Genomic DNA, 15,980 nt, shown 5'->3' with positions numbered 1-15,980 from the left:
GGCGACTGGAGCGGCACATCCCTCACATCCTAGGATTATCGGAGGCTCTTCATGCGGATCGTCGTTGCCGTCCTTCCGACCGTTCTCATGGTCGCCACCACGATGGGGAGTCAGCCGGCCACAGCCCAGGGCACGCCCAACCCGGCGCAGGCAGCCCAGCAGCTCATGCCGGGCGATGTCGCTTCCGCCGCCAAGAGCGCCGCCGACACCCTGACGTCGAGCGCCAAGGACAGCCTTCTCGTGAAGGATCTCCTGGGCGCTCAGGTTTCCGGGCCCGGAGGCGATACCGTCGGCACGGTGGACAATCTCGTGGCCGTTCCGGGCGGGCGCATCGTCGCCGCCATTCTTGTACCTCAGGGTCAGGGTGGAGACCGGATCCCGGTGCCCTTCTCCATCGTCAAGGTCGCGAAAACCTCGGGCAAGCTCGGCATCACCTTGCCCGTGAGTCTCTCCGAACTGAAAGGCATGAAGGAGGTGCAGCAGCTCGTGAGTGCTGTGCCTGGCCTCAAATAACCCAATCCTCCCGGATGGAACCGGGACGGCAGGTCGAGGTTCACCCCACGACAGCTTGTCTTTCGGTATTGGGGAGATTCATCCATGGCGATCAGGGACTATCGGGGTCGGGAGGGACTCGACGAATACCTCCACAACGAGTACCGCGCCGAGGAAGGCGCCTATCTTGAGCGCCGTCCGGCCTACGAGCAGTATGGCGACAGGGGTTCCGACACCCGCTTTTGGGGCCCGCGCATCCCCGAGGACTACTTTGTCGACGAGGCCTACACCCGGACCGGGACCGGTGCCCCGCTCGGGGCGCCCTGGCCCGGCACCGATTATGCTCCCGAATACCCGCTCCGGGGCGAAGGACCCTACGACCGTTCCTATGACCGGCGGGAGCATCGCGTCGAGCCCCGCCGCCCGCGTTCTCCTGCTCGACACCACCAATCCGGCGACGCCTGGCAGCGGGACCGGCAGGCGGGACGCAGCCTTGTCCATGCGGCCGAGCACTTCTACGAGGATCTCGCCGGCAGCGTTGGCCTGGAGCCGCGTGAGGGCGAGCCGCGGCACCATCGCGGGCGCGGACCACGCAACTACCGCCGCTCCGACGAGCGGATCGCGGACGATATTCACCGGCTGCTCACCGACGATCCCTATGTGGATGCCTCCGAGGTGGAAGTGATCGTGAAGAACCAGGAGGTGACGCTCTCCGGCACAGTCCCCACCCGGTTCGAAAAGCGCCAGGCGGAGGATCTCGCCGAAGCGGTCTCAGGCGTGACGCATGTGCAGAACAATCTGCGTGTGCAGCCGCCGGGTGAGCTCAGGCGCTGAGCGGGCGGGCGCGCCGCGCCCGATCCACGGCGCCTTAGCCGAGCAGCTTGTCGATTGTGATCGGGTAATCGCGGATGCGTTTGCCCGTCGCATGATAGATGGCGTTGCCGATGGCCGCCGCCGTTCCGATGACGCCGATCTCGCCGAGGCCCTTGACTCCGAGCGGGTTGAGCCTCTCCTCGTGCTCGGACACGAAGATCACGTCGATGTCGTAGACATCCGCGTTCACGGGCACGTGGTATTCGGCCAGATTGTGGTTCATGAAGCGCCCGAGATTGTGGTCGAGCATCGACTCTTCCTCCAGCGCCATGCCGATCCCGAACACGACCCCGCCCAGGATCTGGCTGCGCGCGGTCTTGGGGTTCAGAATCGTGCCTGCGGCGACCGCATTCACGATCCGTGTCACCCGGACGACGCCGAGCTCCTCGTCGACCCGGACCTCGGCGAAGATGGCGGAGTGAGAATATCCTGAATAGCGCATGTTCTTCAGCAGGCCCATGCTCGACTTCTCTTCCGCCTCGACCCTGTCGACTCCGCCAGCCTGCATGGCCTGCTGAAGGGTGACGCCGGCGCTCGGGTCGTTCGTCATATGAATCCGGCCGCCGGCGAAGGTGACCTGCTCGATGCTCGCATTGGCAAGCGGTGAATCGTCCATCCGGCGGGCGTATTTGAAGAGCTGCTCCCGAACGGAGAGACAGGCCTTCTGCACCGCGGAACCTGCCGAGGCCGCCGTCCATGATCCGCCCTCGACGGGGGATTTCGGCAGGCTCGAATCCCCGATCTTCGTGGTGACGGATTCCATGGGAAGCCCCAGGGTCTCCGCTGCGATCTGCGTCAGGATGGTGTAGGTGCCGGTGCCGATATCGGCCGTGGCGGATGCGACCTCGAGCCGGTCGTCGGGCGTCAGGGCCGCACGCGCGGCGACCCTCTGCATGATGGCCTCCCACACGCCACTCGCCATGCCCCAGCCGATGAGCTCGCGCCCCTCGCGCATGGAGCGCGGCTCGGGGTTGCGCCTCGCCCAGCCGAAGCGCTCGGCGCCGAGCTGGTAACAGGCCCGAAGCTCCTTGCTCGTGAAGTACTTCTTGTCGGCCTCGTCCATCTCCGCGTAGTTCCTCAGGCGCAGCTCGACCGGATCGATGCCAGCCGCATAGGCCAGCTCGTCCATGGCGGTCTCGATCGCCGTCACGCCGAGCGCCGCCCCGGGCGCACGCATGTCGATGGGCGTGTAGGTATCGACCTGCGACAGCCGGTAGGTCAGCTTGACGTTGTCGCAGTGGTAGAGAAGGTTCGACCAGTTCACGACGACTTCCTGGTAGTCCTCCCAGGGAGAGGTCGTCTGGATCGCATCGTGCATGATGGACACGAGCTTCCCGTCGGGGTTCGCGCCGAGCGAGATGGTCTGGATCGTGAGCGGCCTATAGCCGAAGGTGAACATCTGGTCCCGGGTCAGGACCACCCGCACAGAGCGCTTGAGTTCGAGCGCCGCCATGACTGCCAGGAAGAGCTGGTATTGCGGCCGAAGACCCGAGCCGAACGCTCCGCCGACGAAGGGTGAAATCACGCGCACCTGGTCGCTGGAAAGCCCGAAGACGCTCGAAACGTAGCTCTGGCTGTTCTGCGACCCCTGCGTCTTGTCGTGGATAGTGAGCGTGCCGTCCTCCTCGTAGACTACGGTGGAGGCGTGGGTCTCCATCGGATTGTGGTGCTCGATGGCGACGCGGTACTCGCCATGCACTTTCACCGGCGCCTGCTCGAATGCTCCGTCGGGATCGCCGCGGGGACTCGGAGGCCGCTTGACCCCCGTACGCTTGCGCGGCGGCACATAGGCCTCATCCCGCTGGATATCGAGATCGGTCATGTGCGTCTCGGGCTCGTAGGCGATCCGCACGAGCGAAGCCGCATAGGCGGCGATCTCGAAGGACTCGGCCACCACCAGGGCGACCGGCTGCCCGCTATAGACCACCTTATCGTCGTAGAGCGGTCGGAAGGGAGAGCCTGGAGGAGCGGTCTCGTCGCGGAAGTTGATGTCGAACCAGGCCGTGCGAGGGCGGTTCTCATGGGTGAAGACCTGCAGCACGCCGGGCACCGCCAGCGCCGCGTCCGCATCGATCGATGCGATGCGCCCCTTGGCAATGGCGCTCGACACCACGATGCCGTAGGCAAGGTCCGGCGCATCGAACTCCGCCGCGTATTTCGCTTCGCCCGTCACCTTGGCGCGTCCGTCGACGCGGTTCCGAGGAGTGCCGATATAGCCCTTTTCCTGCAGCATCGCCTGCACCCTTACTGGATTCGTTTGTCGATCTGGGATTGCGGCGTGCCCGAGGCCGCCTGCGAGAGCGCCGTGACGATGGCGCGCCGCGCCAGATCGATCTTGAAGGCGTTGTCCTGATAGCCTCTCGCATCCTTCAGGATGTGGTCGGCCACGGCCCGGAACCTGTCCTCCGTTGCCGGCTGGCCCTGGAGCATGGCTTCCGCTGCCGGATCACGCCAGGGCTTGTGGGCGACGCCGCCGAGAGCGAGCCTTGCCTGCGCGATAGTCCCGTTCTCCATGCGCAGCGCAGCTGCTACCGAGACGAGCGCAAAGGCATAGGAGAGCCGGTCGCGCAGCTTCAGGTAGGTGTAGTTCCGGCTGAAACCGTCAGGCGGGAGCTCGACGGAGGTAATGATCTCCCCATGCAGCATGGTGTTGTCGATCTCGGGATGCTCGCCGGGAAGACGGTGGAAATCGGCAATCGGGATGGCCCGCTCTCCACCGGGACCCCTGACGTGAACGATGGCCTGCAGAGCCGCCATGGCGACGGCCATGTCGGAGGGATGCGTCGCGATGCAATGGTCGCTCGTGCCAAGAATCGCATGGATTCGGTTGCGCCCGAAGGCCGCCGGGCAACCCGTGCCGGGCTCGCGCTTGTTGCAGGGAGTCTCCGGGTCGTAAAAGTAGTAGCAGCGGGTCCGCTGCAGGAGATTGCCGCCGGTCGTGGCCGCATTGCGCAGCTGCGGCGAGGCTCCGGCCTGGATTGCGCTGGCGAGAAGGGGATACCGGTCCTGGATGCGGGAATCGAAGGCCGTCTCGTCGTTGGTGACAAGGGCGCCGAGCCGAAGGCCGCCGCTCTCGGTTTCCTCGATCCCGTTCAGGGGCAGGCGCGTGATGTCGATGAGCCTTGTCGGCCGCTCCACATTGTACTTCATCAGGTCGATGAGATTGGTGCCGCCTGCGATGAAGCGCGCGGTCGGGTCGGCTGCCGCTTCGCGCATGGCCTCGTCGATGCTCGTGGCGCGAAGATAGGAGAAGCGGTTCATCGTCCAGCCTCCGCATCAGCCCCGATGACCTGCTCGATGGCGTCGACGATGTTGGTGTAGGCCCCGCAGCGGCAGATATTGCCGCTCATGTATTCGCGGATCTCGTCGCGTGTGTGCGCCCGTCCCTCCTCGATCAGACCGACGCCCGAGCAGATCTGGCCGGGAGTGCAGTAGCCGCACTGAAAGGCGTCGTGATCGATGAAAGCCTGCTGCAGAGGATGAAGGTCGCCATTGCGGGCCAACCCTTCGACAGTCGTGATCTGCGCTCCGTCCTTCATGACGGCGAAGGCCATGCAGGAATTGAGCCGCCTGCCGTCGACCAGCACGGTGCAGGCTCCGCACTGTCCGTGATCGCAGCCCTTCTTGGTCCCCGACAGCTTGAGATGATCGCGCAGGAGATCGAGCAGAATCGTCCAGGGCAGGACCTCAAGGCGCTTGGTCTCGCCATTGACGGTGAGGGTGACGGGAACAGTCTCAAGCTTGGAGGAGCCTTTGCGGCTTGCGTTCAATCGAACCTCCTTCGGGGCGAGTCCGGTCGGTTCCGGCAGGGTTCATCGCAGTCTGGGACGCAGAGGGCCGCGGCTGCGCGGCTGGGCAGAACACGGACAGGAAATGCAACAGCAAACGTCTGCTAACGGTCCATGCCGGTCTAGGTTCCTGATCTCGACCGGCAGCGGTCAGGGGAGAAGACTGCGCGCGCCGCGGCGGACCGCCTCCGCCGTCAGGCCGAAGACGAGATGAGAGCCCAGCGCATAGAGATGGCTCGAGGGAGGCGATTCCCAGGGCGGGCCGGACAGCCCGGCGGCCGGCACGATGCCTTCATCCAGAACCGCGGCCACGGCTGCTCCGAACGGCAGACCCGCCCCGGCAGTGACCTGAGGCGCAAATTCGGCTGCAGCGCCATAGAGGCCACCCAGCGCCGCGCCGGTCGTGTAATGCACGGCGGGGCCGGCTATCTCCTTCTGGCGCGGGGAGAGGCGGTGGCGGAAGACCCGCTCGGACATCAAGGCCGCGGCCTTTGTCGTGGCCGGGTCGGACTCGTCATAGCCCTGTGTCTTCCTCTTCGGCTTCCTGGACTTCGAGTCCTCGCCGAGGCGGCTGACCGCCGATTGGAAAGCGTTCATCGCATAGGATGCGACGATTCCCGCCACGAGACCCGCGGCGAGGCCCCGTACCATGTCGCCGGTCGAAAGCTGATCTCGGTCCCTGAAGCCTGCCATGGAGTTTTCCCGAATCTGCACGTCCGGGCAAAACGCAGGCGCGGCGGTTCTGTTTCCAGTTCCAGGTCTGGTCCGGCAGATTATGCCCTGACGTGCTTGGGCGATATGCCGAAGCGGCGCTTGAAGGCTGTCGCGAAATTGGCTGCGCTGGAATATCCCGCCCGGTAGGCGGCCTCGCTGACGCTGACGCCGTCCTGCATGAGAAGGCGTCGCGCCTCGTCCAGCCTGGCGCTCCGGATGAACTCGTAGACCGTTATCCCGAAGGCCGCCCGGAAGAGCCGCTGAAGGGACGAACTGCTCATGCCGGCATCGCGCGCAATCTCTTCGATGGAACCAGGCAGGGAGCCGCCCGAACTCAGCTGCTCCGCGATGGCGCGGAGGCGCTCGTAGTCCCTCGTGCGAAGGGCGGTCTGCTGCGGGCCGGCCTCCGATGCGAGGCAGGACAGAGCTTCGCCGGCGATTTCGAGGGAAAGGCTCTCGATATAGAGGCGCTGAAGGAGCTCCTGATAGGGCGGCGGCCGCAGGATCTGCTCGGCCAGGGACACGATCCGGGGAGACGGCGTCCAGGACGCGGAGGCCAGATGCGTGGCGCAAAAGCGCCGGAGGATTCTCTCGTCGGCGGAGCCGAGATCCGGTTCGGTGTCGCACCAGTCCTGCGGCAGGGTGACGACCACATTGCGGATGCGCCACCCTTTGGCGGACATCCGGGTCAGAACGTCCCGCTCCGCGCAGTTGATGATCGTGCCTTGAAGAGGCTGCCTTCCCCTTGCGCCGTCGGGCGCACCCAGCGTGAAGGAGCGATCACCCAGCCTCACGTCCACCGTTCCCTCGAGGAACAGGAAGAACGACGTCCCGGCCTCCTGGACCACCTGGGTCGTCAGGTTGCAGACATCCAGCGTGTCGGAACAGTGCATCGCCAGACCGGAACGGAAGCGGAGGTGGCGGACGTCGCCTCTCAGCACCGTCTCGGTCTCCGAGGGGCCTGTCGGCTCGAGAAACCTGAAGTGATCATGCCGGTAGCCGGTCAGCGCGGCCAGATCGGCGCGGCTGATTGCTCTGTTCCAGGGCTGCTGATGTGAATTCATGCCTCACCGTTAATAGCTGCTCTCCGCTTTCTCAAGGAGAAAGATAATACAAGCAGCAGATTAGAAGACTTTAAAACAGCGATTACTGGCTTTTTGGAAAGGATCTAAACAATCCGTCAAAGCCGAACGTCCGGATAAAGGCCTCTTTGACGCTGCACAAAACGAACTTTGCTTCCCGGCAAAAGTATTCATTCTGGCCCGCTGATCTGAAAGACGGTAACTCAGCCCCACTCGATCGGCGCGAGGCCGGACGTCTCCTTTCTGTCCGGAACAACACAAGGCCTGCGCCGCAACCTCCAACAATGGGCCGGGGCTCGCCATGGTAAAGTTCAAGTTCTCGCTTCTCTGCTCAGCAATGAGCTTACCCCTCCTGCTTCTCTGCCAGGCGCAGCCGGCGATGGCGCAGGAAGCGATCCCACTCGATCCGATTACGGTCGAAGGCGCCAAGAAGGACCCGACCAGCGATGTGGTCGTGAAGGCGGAAGAGATCGAGCGCGAGAACCCGCGCGACCTCAAGCAGCTCTTCGAGAGCGACCCCGCCATCGCGGTGGCCGGCGGCAGCACCGCCTCCCAGAAGTTCTATCTCCACGGCATCGATCAGAACAAGCTGAACGTCCAGATCGATGGCGCCCAGCAGAAGAGCAATGTCTGGCACCATAACGGCAACCTCATCATCAATCCGCTGTTCCTGAAGGCCGTACGCGTCGACTCGGCGGTCTCGCCGGCGGATGCAGGTCCCGGCGCGCTCGGCGGCACGGTCAAGTTCGAGACCAAGGACGCCATCGATTTGGTTCTGCCCGGCCGTACCTATGGCGGCTTTCTTTCGACCGGCTTCGACACCAACTCCCGCACCACCAACGCGACCGGAGCGGGCTACGCCGTTCACAACGGCTTCGAGGTTCTCGGCATCCTCTCCAAGGAGGAGGGCCAGGATTACCGGAACGGCGCCGGCAAGGAGGAATTGGGAACGGCGGCGGATCTCGTCAGCGGCCTTGGAAAGCTCGCCTACGAGTCTCCGGAAGGTCACCGTTTCCAGGTTTCGCAGGAATACATCCGCGATGAAGGCTTCCGTCGCCTGCGTCCCAATCTCGGCTTCGTCAACCCGCTCTTCAACTACAACGAAGCGCGGCGCTTCACGACCACGTTCCGCTACCTGATGACGAAGCCGACGGATTACTACAATCCGGAAGTCCTGTTCTACTACAACCAGAACGACCTCGAGCGGCCGGGCGGGTACTACGAGCGCCCGTCCGGCGACTTCAACTCGAGCACGAAGAGCATCGGCGGAAAGGTCCAGAACACCTTCGGCTTCGGCCTGGGCAGCCTCACGGCCGGCATCGATTTCGTGAACACCCGCGCCTTCGTGGAGCGCTTCTATTTCCCGGACGACGTGCGCGAGGAATCCACGAATGTGGGCGCCCATCTCCAGGCGCGCCTTGAACCCATCGAGCCCCTTCGCATCTCGACCGGCCTGCGCGTGGATCATCAATGGTACAAGTCGGTCGACGGACGCACCTTCCAGAACAGCGGCCTGAGCCCCAATCTGTCGGCGGAATACTTCCTGACCGATCACGTCAGCGTCTTTGGCGGCTACAGCTACAATTTCGGCGGGATCGAGCTCGCGGAAACCGCGCTCTTCCACGCGCGCAACTACACCTATGCCGCCGATCTGGAGCCCACGACCGCTCACAACTTCCGCTCCGGAGTCAGATTGGCCGCCTATCATGGCCTCTCGGCGGAGGCTGCGTATTTCCATACGCTGATGCTGGATCCGGTTGCCTATGACTTCGCCAATGCGGTTCGCATCAACGGGGACAATCTCCGCAGCCAGGGCGTCGACCTCGTACTGCGCTACGATTGGGAGAATGCCTTCCTCAGCGCCAAGTACACCCATGCCGATATCCGCTATGGAAACCGCATCGCGCTGCCGAGCGACTACAACAACGGCATTGCGGTTGGCGACATCTTCGCCCTGAGCGGCGCCTATACCTGGCAGGAATATGGCCTGACGCTCGGCGCATCGGCGGAGTTCGCGCTCGAAGTCGACGACCCGGCACTTCGGGCTGCGGGCTTCTATCCGATCAACGGCTACAGCGTCTTCAACGCATTCGCCGAGTGGAAGCCGACCCAGCATGTCTTCCAGGGACTGACCTTGAGAGCGGACGTGCGCAACATCTTCGACGAGGAGTATTGCAGCCGAGGCACCTATGCGCAGACGGAGACGGTCACACCGGTCTATTCGCCCGGACGCTCCTTCTATCTGTCGGCCAGCCTCAAGTTCTGACCTGCACCGACTGCAGAAACCGAGGAGGGAGGCAGCCAGCGCCGCCTCTCTCCTCCGCCACGACGACATACGGCCTACCGCAATCTTGTTCGCTTCAGGAGACCAAAAGACATGCTGCGCTCCCAGGCTCATGTGCAGACGCCGAATGCAGGCCGATGAAACACAGCTCGTCCTGCGGTGCAGCGGGTGCGACGAGGCCTCGCTCGAGCGCGTGCAGGATGTCGTTCAGCGGCATCTGGAAGGTTTCGCATTCAGGGAAAAGCCCAATGTCGCGTGGATGCGGCAACAGATTGGAATTAGTCCAATGTAAAACTAGCCTTTGCGATACCATTATCGGCAAATCTACTTGAAATGCCGTTGAGATACGTTCTATTGCCGTCGCCCTTTTCTGAAACTGGAAAGCACTATGTTGTTCTCACGCATCTTGCGCGCAGGTCTGATTTCCGCCCTTCTTGTCGCGCCGGCCGCATGGGCCGGCCCCGCATCGGCGCAAACGATCGAGGCTCGCCATGCGCAGGGAACGACACAGGTCAAGCTCAATCCTGGAAAGGTGCTGACCTTCGACCTGGCCGCGCTCGATATTCTGGATGCCCTCGGCGCTCCCGTTTCCGGCGTGCCGAAGACAATTCTTCCCGCCCATCTCGCGAAGTACGGGCAGCATGAGAAGATCGGCACCTTGTTCGAGCCGAACTATGAGGCAGTCAACGCCGCTGCGCCGGACCTGATCATCGTCGGCGACCGCTCGCGCGTGAAATATGCAGAGCTCTCGAAGATCGCGCCGACGATCGACCTCTCCATCGATCAGAAGGATTATCTGGGCAGCGCAATCCGGAATATCCGCCTCCTCGGCCGCATCTTCGGTAAAGAAGCGGAGGCGGAGGCAAGGATCGCCAAGCTGGAGCAGTCCATTGCGGATGTCAGGCAGGCAGGGCAGCGCGCCGGCATGGGCCTGATCGTCCTGACCACCGGCGGCAAGATGAGCGCCTATGGACCGGGCTCGCGCTTCGGGCTCATCCACGATGCCTTCGGCGTCGCGCCCGCGGCCGAGGACCTTGCTGTCTCGACCCATGGACAGCCGATCTCGGCGGAGTTCATCCTGAAAACGAATCCGGACTGGCTCTTCGTTCTCGACCGCGACGCCGCTGTCGGCCAGGCGGGCGGATCGGCGAAGCAGGTTCTCGACAACGACCTCGTTGCCCAGACCACCGCGTGGAAGAAGGGTCAGGTCGTCTATCTCGATCCGGCGAACTGGTACCTCGTCGGCGGTGGAGCGACGGCCCTGCAGGCCAGCGTCGACCAGATCGGGCAGGCCCTCGCCAAGAAGTAAGAGCCTGTCGGGTTCTGCCTCGATTCTTCTGTCGAGGACATGGCCCGCCCGCGCGCTCCGAAACGCTCGTGAAACGCCTTCTCCTCGCCACCTTCGCCATTCTGGCCCTGGCGCTGATCAGTCTGCTGATCGGCGCCAGCAGCGTTTCCCTCTCCTCCCTCCTCCTATTCCGAGAGGAGCAGGGCACCGCTCAGGTCCTGCTGGCATCCCGCCTTCCCAGAACGCTGGCCCTGATCCTGGCCGGCTCCTCCCTGGCGGTTGCGGGCATGATCATGCAGCTGCTGACCCAGAACCGCTATGTCGAGCCCACCACCGCCGGCACCGCCGAATCGGCGAGCCTCGGATTGCTGGCGGTGACGCTCCTCGCGCCGGACGTCCCGGTCATCGGCAAGATGCTGGTCGCCGCCGCCTTCGCGCTGGCAGGCACCGCCCTGTTCCTGCGCATCCTCAAACTTGTTCCCCTTCGCTCTCCCCTGATCGTACCGCTGGTCGGCATCGTGCTCGGCGGCATCATCGGCGCGGTCGCGAACTTCTTCGCCTACCGCTTCAACCTCATGCAGTCGCTCAACGCCTGGACGAACGGCGATTTCTCGAGTGTCCTGCGCGGTCGCTACGAGTTGCTGTGGGTGGGCTTTGCGCTGATGATCCTGGCCTATCTCGCGGCCGACCGGCTGACGCTTGCCGGCATGGGGCGCGACTTCACCACCAATCTGGGTCTCAAGTACCGCAGGATCGTCGCGTTCGGTCTCGTCGTCGTGTCCATGGTCACCGCCACCATCGTGGTCAGCGTCGGCATGATGTACTTTCTCGGCCTCATCGTTCCGAACGTGGTCAGCCTGCTGGTCGGCGACAGCACGCGCCGCGCCCTGCCCTGGGTCGCCATGATGGGAGCAGGCCTCGTTCTGGTCTGCGACATCGTCGGACGCGTGGTGTACTACCCTTATGAGATCCCCATCGGGACGATCATGGGAATCGTCGGAAGCGCCCTGTTCCTCATCCTCCTGTTCAAGGGGCGCGGCCGCTTTGCGTGAGACCAGGGCAAGACCGATCCGCGTCCTCCTGATCCTCACCGCCATAGCGGTGGGAGTGATCGTGCTGTTCATGACCCTGAACGCCCGGGGCCGCTGGGACTTCATCCTGCCCTTCCGCGGCATGAAAGTGGTTTCGATGGTTCTGGCGGCCTATGCGGTGGCCGTGTCCACCGTGCTGTTCCAGACGGTGGGCCATAACCGGATCCTGACGCCCGCGATCATGGGCTTCGATTCCCTCTACATCCTGCTCCAGACCAGCCTCGTCTTCAGCCTTGGATCGGCCAGGCTCACGGCGCTGGATCCCCGTCTGCTGTTCGGGCTCGAAGTGGTGACGATGGTTCTCTTCGCCGTGCTGCTCTATCGCTGGCTTTTCTCCGGCACGAGCCGCAGCCTTCATCTCCTCGTCCTGGTCGGCATCGTCTTCGGCCTCCTGTTCCGCAGCCTGGCGAGCTTCATGCAGCGGATCATCGACCCGAATGAATTCTCGATCCTGCAGGATCGCCTCTTCGCGAACTTCAACAGCGTCGAGAGCGACCTGCTCCTCGTCTCGTTCGGGATGGTTGCAGTCGCCTCACTGGCCGCATGGCAGCTCGTGCCCGTTTACGACGTGCTGGCCTTAGGGCGCGACGCCGCCATCAATCTCGGCCTCGACTACGGCCGGGCCGTGACCACGGTGCTCGTGCTGGTGGCAGTTCTCGTCTCCGTCTCCACGGCGCTGGTCGGACCGGTCACCTTCTTCGGTCTTCTGGTCGCCAACCTCGCCTATCAGGTCGCCGGGACCCACAAGCACCGCTTCATCCTGCCTGTCGCGGCGCTGCTCGCCGTCATCTGCCTCGTGGGAGGCCAGCTCATCCTGGAGCGCGTCTTCGCCTTCGATACGGCCTTGAGCATCGTCATCGAATTCCTGGGCGGGATCCTTTTCCTTGTCCTCCTGATCCGAGGGATTGCCCGTTGATCGAGATTGCCCATGTCAGCAAGACCTATGCGGACACCGTCGTCGTACGCGACGTGTCGTTGCGGATCCCGCGCGGGGGCGTGACCTCCATCATCGGGCCCAACGGGGCCGGCAAGTCGACCCTGCTGTCGCTGGTCAGCCGCCTGCTTCCCATGACCGCCGGAACGGTGACCGTCGACGGCCTCGACGTGACCCAAACCCCGTCGGACATTCTCGCAAAGCGGCTGTCCATTCTGCGGCAGGAGAACCGGGTCACCTCGCGGCTCACGGTCCGGGATCTCGTGGAGTTCGGCCGCTATCCCTACTCCAAGGGACGCCTCACGGCCGAGGACCGCGCCCATGCGGCACGGGCCATCGGCTTTCTCGGCCTGGAGGCCCTGGCCGACCGCTATCTGGACGAGCTGTCCGGCGGGCAGCGCCAGCGGGCCTATGTCGCCATGGTGCTCTGCCAGGACACGGACTACGCCCTCTTCGACGAGCCTTTGAACAATCTCGACATGAAGCATGCGGTGGGCATGATGAAGCTGCTGCGTCGGGCTGCCGACGATCTCGGCAAGACGGTCGTCCTCGTCCTCCACGACATCAACTTCGCCTCCTGCTACTCGGATACCATCATCGCCATGCGCGACGGAGCCGTGCTCCATCATGGCACCCCGCAGGAGATCATGACCCGGGATGTCATCCGCGACATCTACGACATGGACGTCGAGATCCAGGACGTGCGCGGATACCGGATCTCGAGCTACTACATCTGAGGCGGCGGCTCAGAACATTGTACTTGTCGCTTCGCGCTGAAGCTACAGCGATAGGGATCTGAGAGGATCTCGCCGACTGCAATGGAAAATCCATTTAAGAGTGAGACGTTGTTGCCCGTCTAGTACCGATCACGGAGGTCGGCCCATTCCCTATTACTTATGATATGTTACATAACTAAATAAATCTAAAGGTTTCTTGACGGGAAATCTTCTCCTGCATAGATTTTCCTCCTAATCAGAGGAGAAGCTATGCCTTTCTTACCTGTGAAGCTGAAACCGCTCTCGTTCCTCGACCGGTTCGTCCCAGACAGCAACCCTCTCGACCGCGTCATCGACAAGCTCGCCGACAGGTTCGAGGAGCATAAGCCGGTATCGCTCAAAAACGGCGTCCTCACTTTCAACAGGCAAGGCGATTATTCCTTCGACTTCCTCCCCAACGGCAAGGTGAGAATCGTTTTCTCGGATGGCGCGACGACCGTTCTGACCAAGGCGGAATGGGAGTCCGTCACGACGTTCGACCTAAAGAATGCCGGCGCCAATCTGGACATCCACGCGTCCCTTCTCGACGGGAAGTCCTATGCCTTCACGGGCGCAGGCGATCTCAACGTCAATGGCGTGAGCGTTCCCGAGGCGATAATCGGTGCGCCGGTCGAGGCGAATGTGGATCTGTCGAAGATAGATTTCGGCGGCACTCTCCAGACGGTCAACGGCAGCAGGGCCGACTACTTCAAGACCATGTGGGATCTGCTGGACGACGCCTATACCAGCGGCTCCTACTACAACACCGAGATCAACGAGGCGTTCGTCCGCCTCGGTGCCGAGTACGTGGAATATCTCGAAGCCGGCGGCGAGCCGCTGACGCATTTCGTGGCGAAGTTCTCCCCGGATGGCAGCGATGTGGATGCATTGCCGGAGCGTGCGCAGTCGATGCACGACAACCTGCTCGGCAATCTCTGGGGACCGGCCCTTGATGACCGCTTCGGGTCCAACCCGACGCTCCTGGCCAAGTTGAAGGCGCTCATCCCTGACGAATACGAATCTCGTCCGACCTTCGATGGCAATGACGGAAGCTTCGGGAACGCGAAGCACGATGCGGTTCGCGCCTTCGACTACGACAAGGGGTGGGACCGCCCCGACTATATCGAGCGCTCGTTTGGCAAGGTCGATGGAATCGCGTCGGAGGACCGGGACAACAACGGCACCGACGAACAAATGTATTACGGATCCGGCAACAGCAATGATGCCTTCAGCATCGTCCGCCATGAAGGCGCCGGTGTCGAGCTGGCCCTGAAGGCAAAGGAGTTCGGCCCGAATGGTGGCGACTACGGCCCGAGCAACATGACGGTCGTCGATGGTGTGGCTCACTACCAAGTCAGCACCGGAGCCTCTCCCGGCAAGGCCGATCGGGCCGATTGGAGCTTCGATTATGCCGCCACGGTCCTTCCGCAGGGCACGGACGACGCCTTGACCTTCAAGCTGAAGATCGATGCGGATGCGTCTGAGGGTGTCACCCTCGTGGAGATCCCGACCACCATTTACAGCAAACTGGTGCAGGGCTCGTCGAACATCGGCTTCGGCTTCATCAAGAGCCAGATCGACGCCGATCCGACACAGGATGGGATCCAACCCTACGATTTCGGGCAGGGCGAGTTCGACGTGGTGCTCGAGGCCTATGCCGAGAATGGAACTCTTCTGGCGCAGAACAGGATCGTCGTCCAGGTCGGCGACGCGCTGGTGATCTAAGGGCAGCGGGCGGAAAAAGCTGCAGCGGGCGGGAGCCTTACTCAAATGAGGCGACTGCCCGCTCAGATCTTCGGCAAGCGAGTTCCCTTGAAGCCGACCGAATCGGGCGCAGCAATCGTATGGGAATGCTCTCGCCCCTGGAAGAAGGGCCGCCTGTGGGCGGCCTTACCTATGTTTTCTGGAAGGATCAGGCACAACCCAAAACCCCGGGATCTTTTATCCAGGCCCCGGCAACGGGCAAGTTCGGGAAGCTAAGCGCTTGAGAAAGCAACTCTCTCGGAGAGAGATGGTGCCCAGGAGAGGACTAGCTCCTTGCGCAATTAAGCTATTGTCGTGTAAAGATTTTTACCGGGAACTATGTGACTTTGTTGAACAGCGATGTTGTACTGCGCTTCGCTCGCTTTGGCAATCAAGATGCGTCCAAGCAAGTTAGTGCATTGAAGAAGGCACCGACGAGCTTACATAGGTCCCCTGAACTGCAAAATTCACCNTTCACCTTCACACCATCAGCGAACCGCCCCACCATCAGTCCTTCGGTTGCACGGAGCGCCCATGTCCGCTGTTCTCACACGCCACAATGTCAAGGTCATTGGCCAAGGGGAGCAGCCTATGCTCTTCGCCCATGGCTATGGCTGCGATCAGAACATGTGGCGCTTCATCACCCCCGCCTTCGAGGACCGCTACAAGATCATCCTCTTCGATCATGTGGGACACGGGCAGTCGGATGGCTCTGTCTTTGACCAAACAAGGTACGGCGCACTCGATGGTTACGCTGACGACGTGCTGGCGATCTGCCTTGAGCTGAACCTGAAGGACGTAATCTTCGTCGGCCACTCGGTCAGCGCCATGATCGGAGTTCTGGCCGCCATACGGGAGCCGGAGCGGTTCGACCGTTTGGTCCTCATTGGGCCGTCACCACGTTACATCAACGATGGCGAGTACGTTGGAGGGTTC

At 62.8% G+C, this 15,980-nt stretch carries 15 protein-coding genes; 10 read left to right on the top strand and 5 right to left on the bottom strand.

Annotated features, from left to right (window positions below):
• Nucleotides 1-51: 51 nt before the first annotated feature.
• Together LG661_RS18675 and LG661_RS18670 are read left to right on the top strand one after the other, a co-directional pair.
• Nucleotides 52-513 carry a PRC-barrel domain-containing protein gene (locus tag LG661_RS18675; protein WP_230533399.1) on the top strand — a complete coding sequence of 154 codons (462 nt, stop codon included), beginning with the start codon at nt 52-54 and terminating at the stop codon, nt 511-513.
• Between the two features lie 84 nt (nt 514-597).
• Complete coding sequence (locus LG661_RS18670) at nt 598-1,326, top strand: BON domain-containing protein (RefSeq protein ID WP_230533398.1); 729 nt, start codon at nt 598-600, stop codon at nt 1,324-1,326.
• Nucleotides 1,327-1,360: 34 nt separating this feature from the next.
• On the opposite strand, the gene LG661_RS18665 is transcribed toward LG661_RS18670, so the two are convergent.
• From LG661_RS18665 to LG661_RS18645, 5 genes are all read right to left on the bottom strand, one after another.
• Complete coding sequence (locus tag LG661_RS18665; RefSeq protein ID WP_230533397.1) at nt 1,361-3,598, bottom strand: xanthine dehydrogenase family protein molybdopterin-binding subunit; 2,238 nt, start codon at nt 3,596-3,598, stop codon at nt 1,361-1,363.
• A gap of 11 nt (nt 3,599-3,609) precedes the next feature.
• Entirely contained in the window at nt 3,610-4,626 is a 1,017-nt protein-coding gene (locus LG661_RS18660) for an FAD binding domain-containing protein (RefSeq protein WP_230533396.1), read from the bottom strand.
• Nucleotides 4,623-5,135: a (2Fe-2S)-binding protein gene (locus LG661_RS18655; protein ID WP_230533395.1), complete on the bottom strand. Its 513-nt coding sequence runs from the start codon at nt 5,133-5,135 to the stop codon at nt 4,623-4,625. The genes LG661_RS18660 and LG661_RS18655 overlap by 4 nt, the downstream gene beginning before the upstream one ends.
• Nucleotides 5,136-5,303: 168 nt before the next feature.
• Nucleotides 5,304-5,846 (bottom strand): DUF1440 domain-containing protein, encoded by a 543-nt coding sequence (locus LG661_RS18650; protein WP_230533394.1) that lies wholly within the window; start codon nt 5,844-5,846, stop codon nt 5,304-5,306.
• 80 nt (nt 5,847-5,926) lie between these two features.
• Nucleotides 5,927-6,931: a helix-turn-helix transcriptional regulator gene (locus LG661_RS18645; protein ID WP_230533393.1), complete on the bottom strand. Its 1,005-nt coding sequence runs from the start codon at nt 6,929-6,931 to the stop codon at nt 5,927-5,929.
• A gap of 319 nt (nt 6,932-7,250) precedes the next feature.
• Here LG661_RS18645 and LG661_RS18640 point away from each other — a divergent pair, with 319 nt between their 5' ends.
• The 8 genes from LG661_RS18640 to LG661_RS18610 all read left to right on the top strand — a co-directional run.
• On the top strand, nt 7,251-9,215 hold the full coding sequence (locus LG661_RS18640; RefSeq protein WP_230533392.1) for a TonB-dependent receptor domain-containing protein: 1,965 nt from the start codon (nt 7,251-7,253) through the stop codon (nt 9,213-9,215).
• Nucleotides 9,139-9,525 carry a DUF2218 domain-containing protein gene (locus LG661_RS25475; protein WP_407666748.1) on the top strand — a complete coding sequence of 129 codons (387 nt, stop codon included), beginning with the start codon at nt 9,139-9,141 and terminating at the stop codon, nt 9,523-9,525. Before LG661_RS18640 ends, LG661_RS25475 begins: the two co-directional genes overlap by 77 nt.
• Nucleotides 9,526-9,603: 78 nt before the next feature.
• Nucleotides 9,604-10,542, top strand: a complete 939-nt coding sequence (locus tag LG661_RS18635; protein ID WP_407666749.1) for a siderophore ABC transporter substrate-binding protein — start codon at nt 9,604-9,606, stop codon at nt 10,540-10,542.
• Nucleotides 10,543-10,610: 68 nt separating this feature from the next.
• Nucleotides 10,611-11,573, top strand: coding sequence for an ABC transporter permease (locus LG661_RS18630; RefSeq protein WP_230533390.1), 963 nt, complete (start codon nt 10,611-10,613; stop codon nt 11,571-11,573).
• On the top strand, nt 11,566-12,528 hold the full coding sequence (locus LG661_RS18625; protein ID WP_268995487.1) for an iron chelate uptake ABC transporter family permease subunit: 963 nt from the start codon (nt 11,566-11,568) through the stop codon (nt 12,526-12,528). Before LG661_RS18630 ends, LG661_RS18625 begins: the two co-directional genes overlap by 8 nt.
• Nucleotides 12,525-13,283, top strand: a complete 759-nt coding sequence (locus LG661_RS18620; protein WP_230533389.1) for an iron ABC transporter ATP-binding protein — start codon at nt 12,525-12,527, stop codon at nt 13,281-13,283. Before LG661_RS18625 ends, LG661_RS18620 begins: the two co-directional genes overlap by 4 nt.
• Before the next feature lie 249 nt (nt 13,284-13,532).
• The gene (locus LG661_RS18615) at nt 13,533-15,026 is read left to right on the top strand and encodes a hypothetical protein (protein ID WP_230533388.1); all 1,494 of its coding nucleotides are present in this window, start codon (nt 13,533-13,535) and stop codon (nt 15,024-15,026) included.
• Nucleotides 15,027-15,578: 552 nt separating this feature from the next.
• The coding region (locus LG661_RS18610; RefSeq protein WP_230533387.1) for an alpha/beta fold hydrolase at nt 15,579-15,980 on the top strand (402 nt) is incomplete at its 3' end.

The organism is Microvirga roseola (assembly GCF_020866965.1).
GTDB classification, from domain to species: Bacteria; Pseudomonadota; Alphaproteobacteria; order Rhizobiales; family Beijerinckiaceae; genus Microvirga; species Microvirga roseola.
Note: the sequence above shows the minus strand (reverse complement) of the source record. Positions and strands in the feature narration are given on the sequence as shown.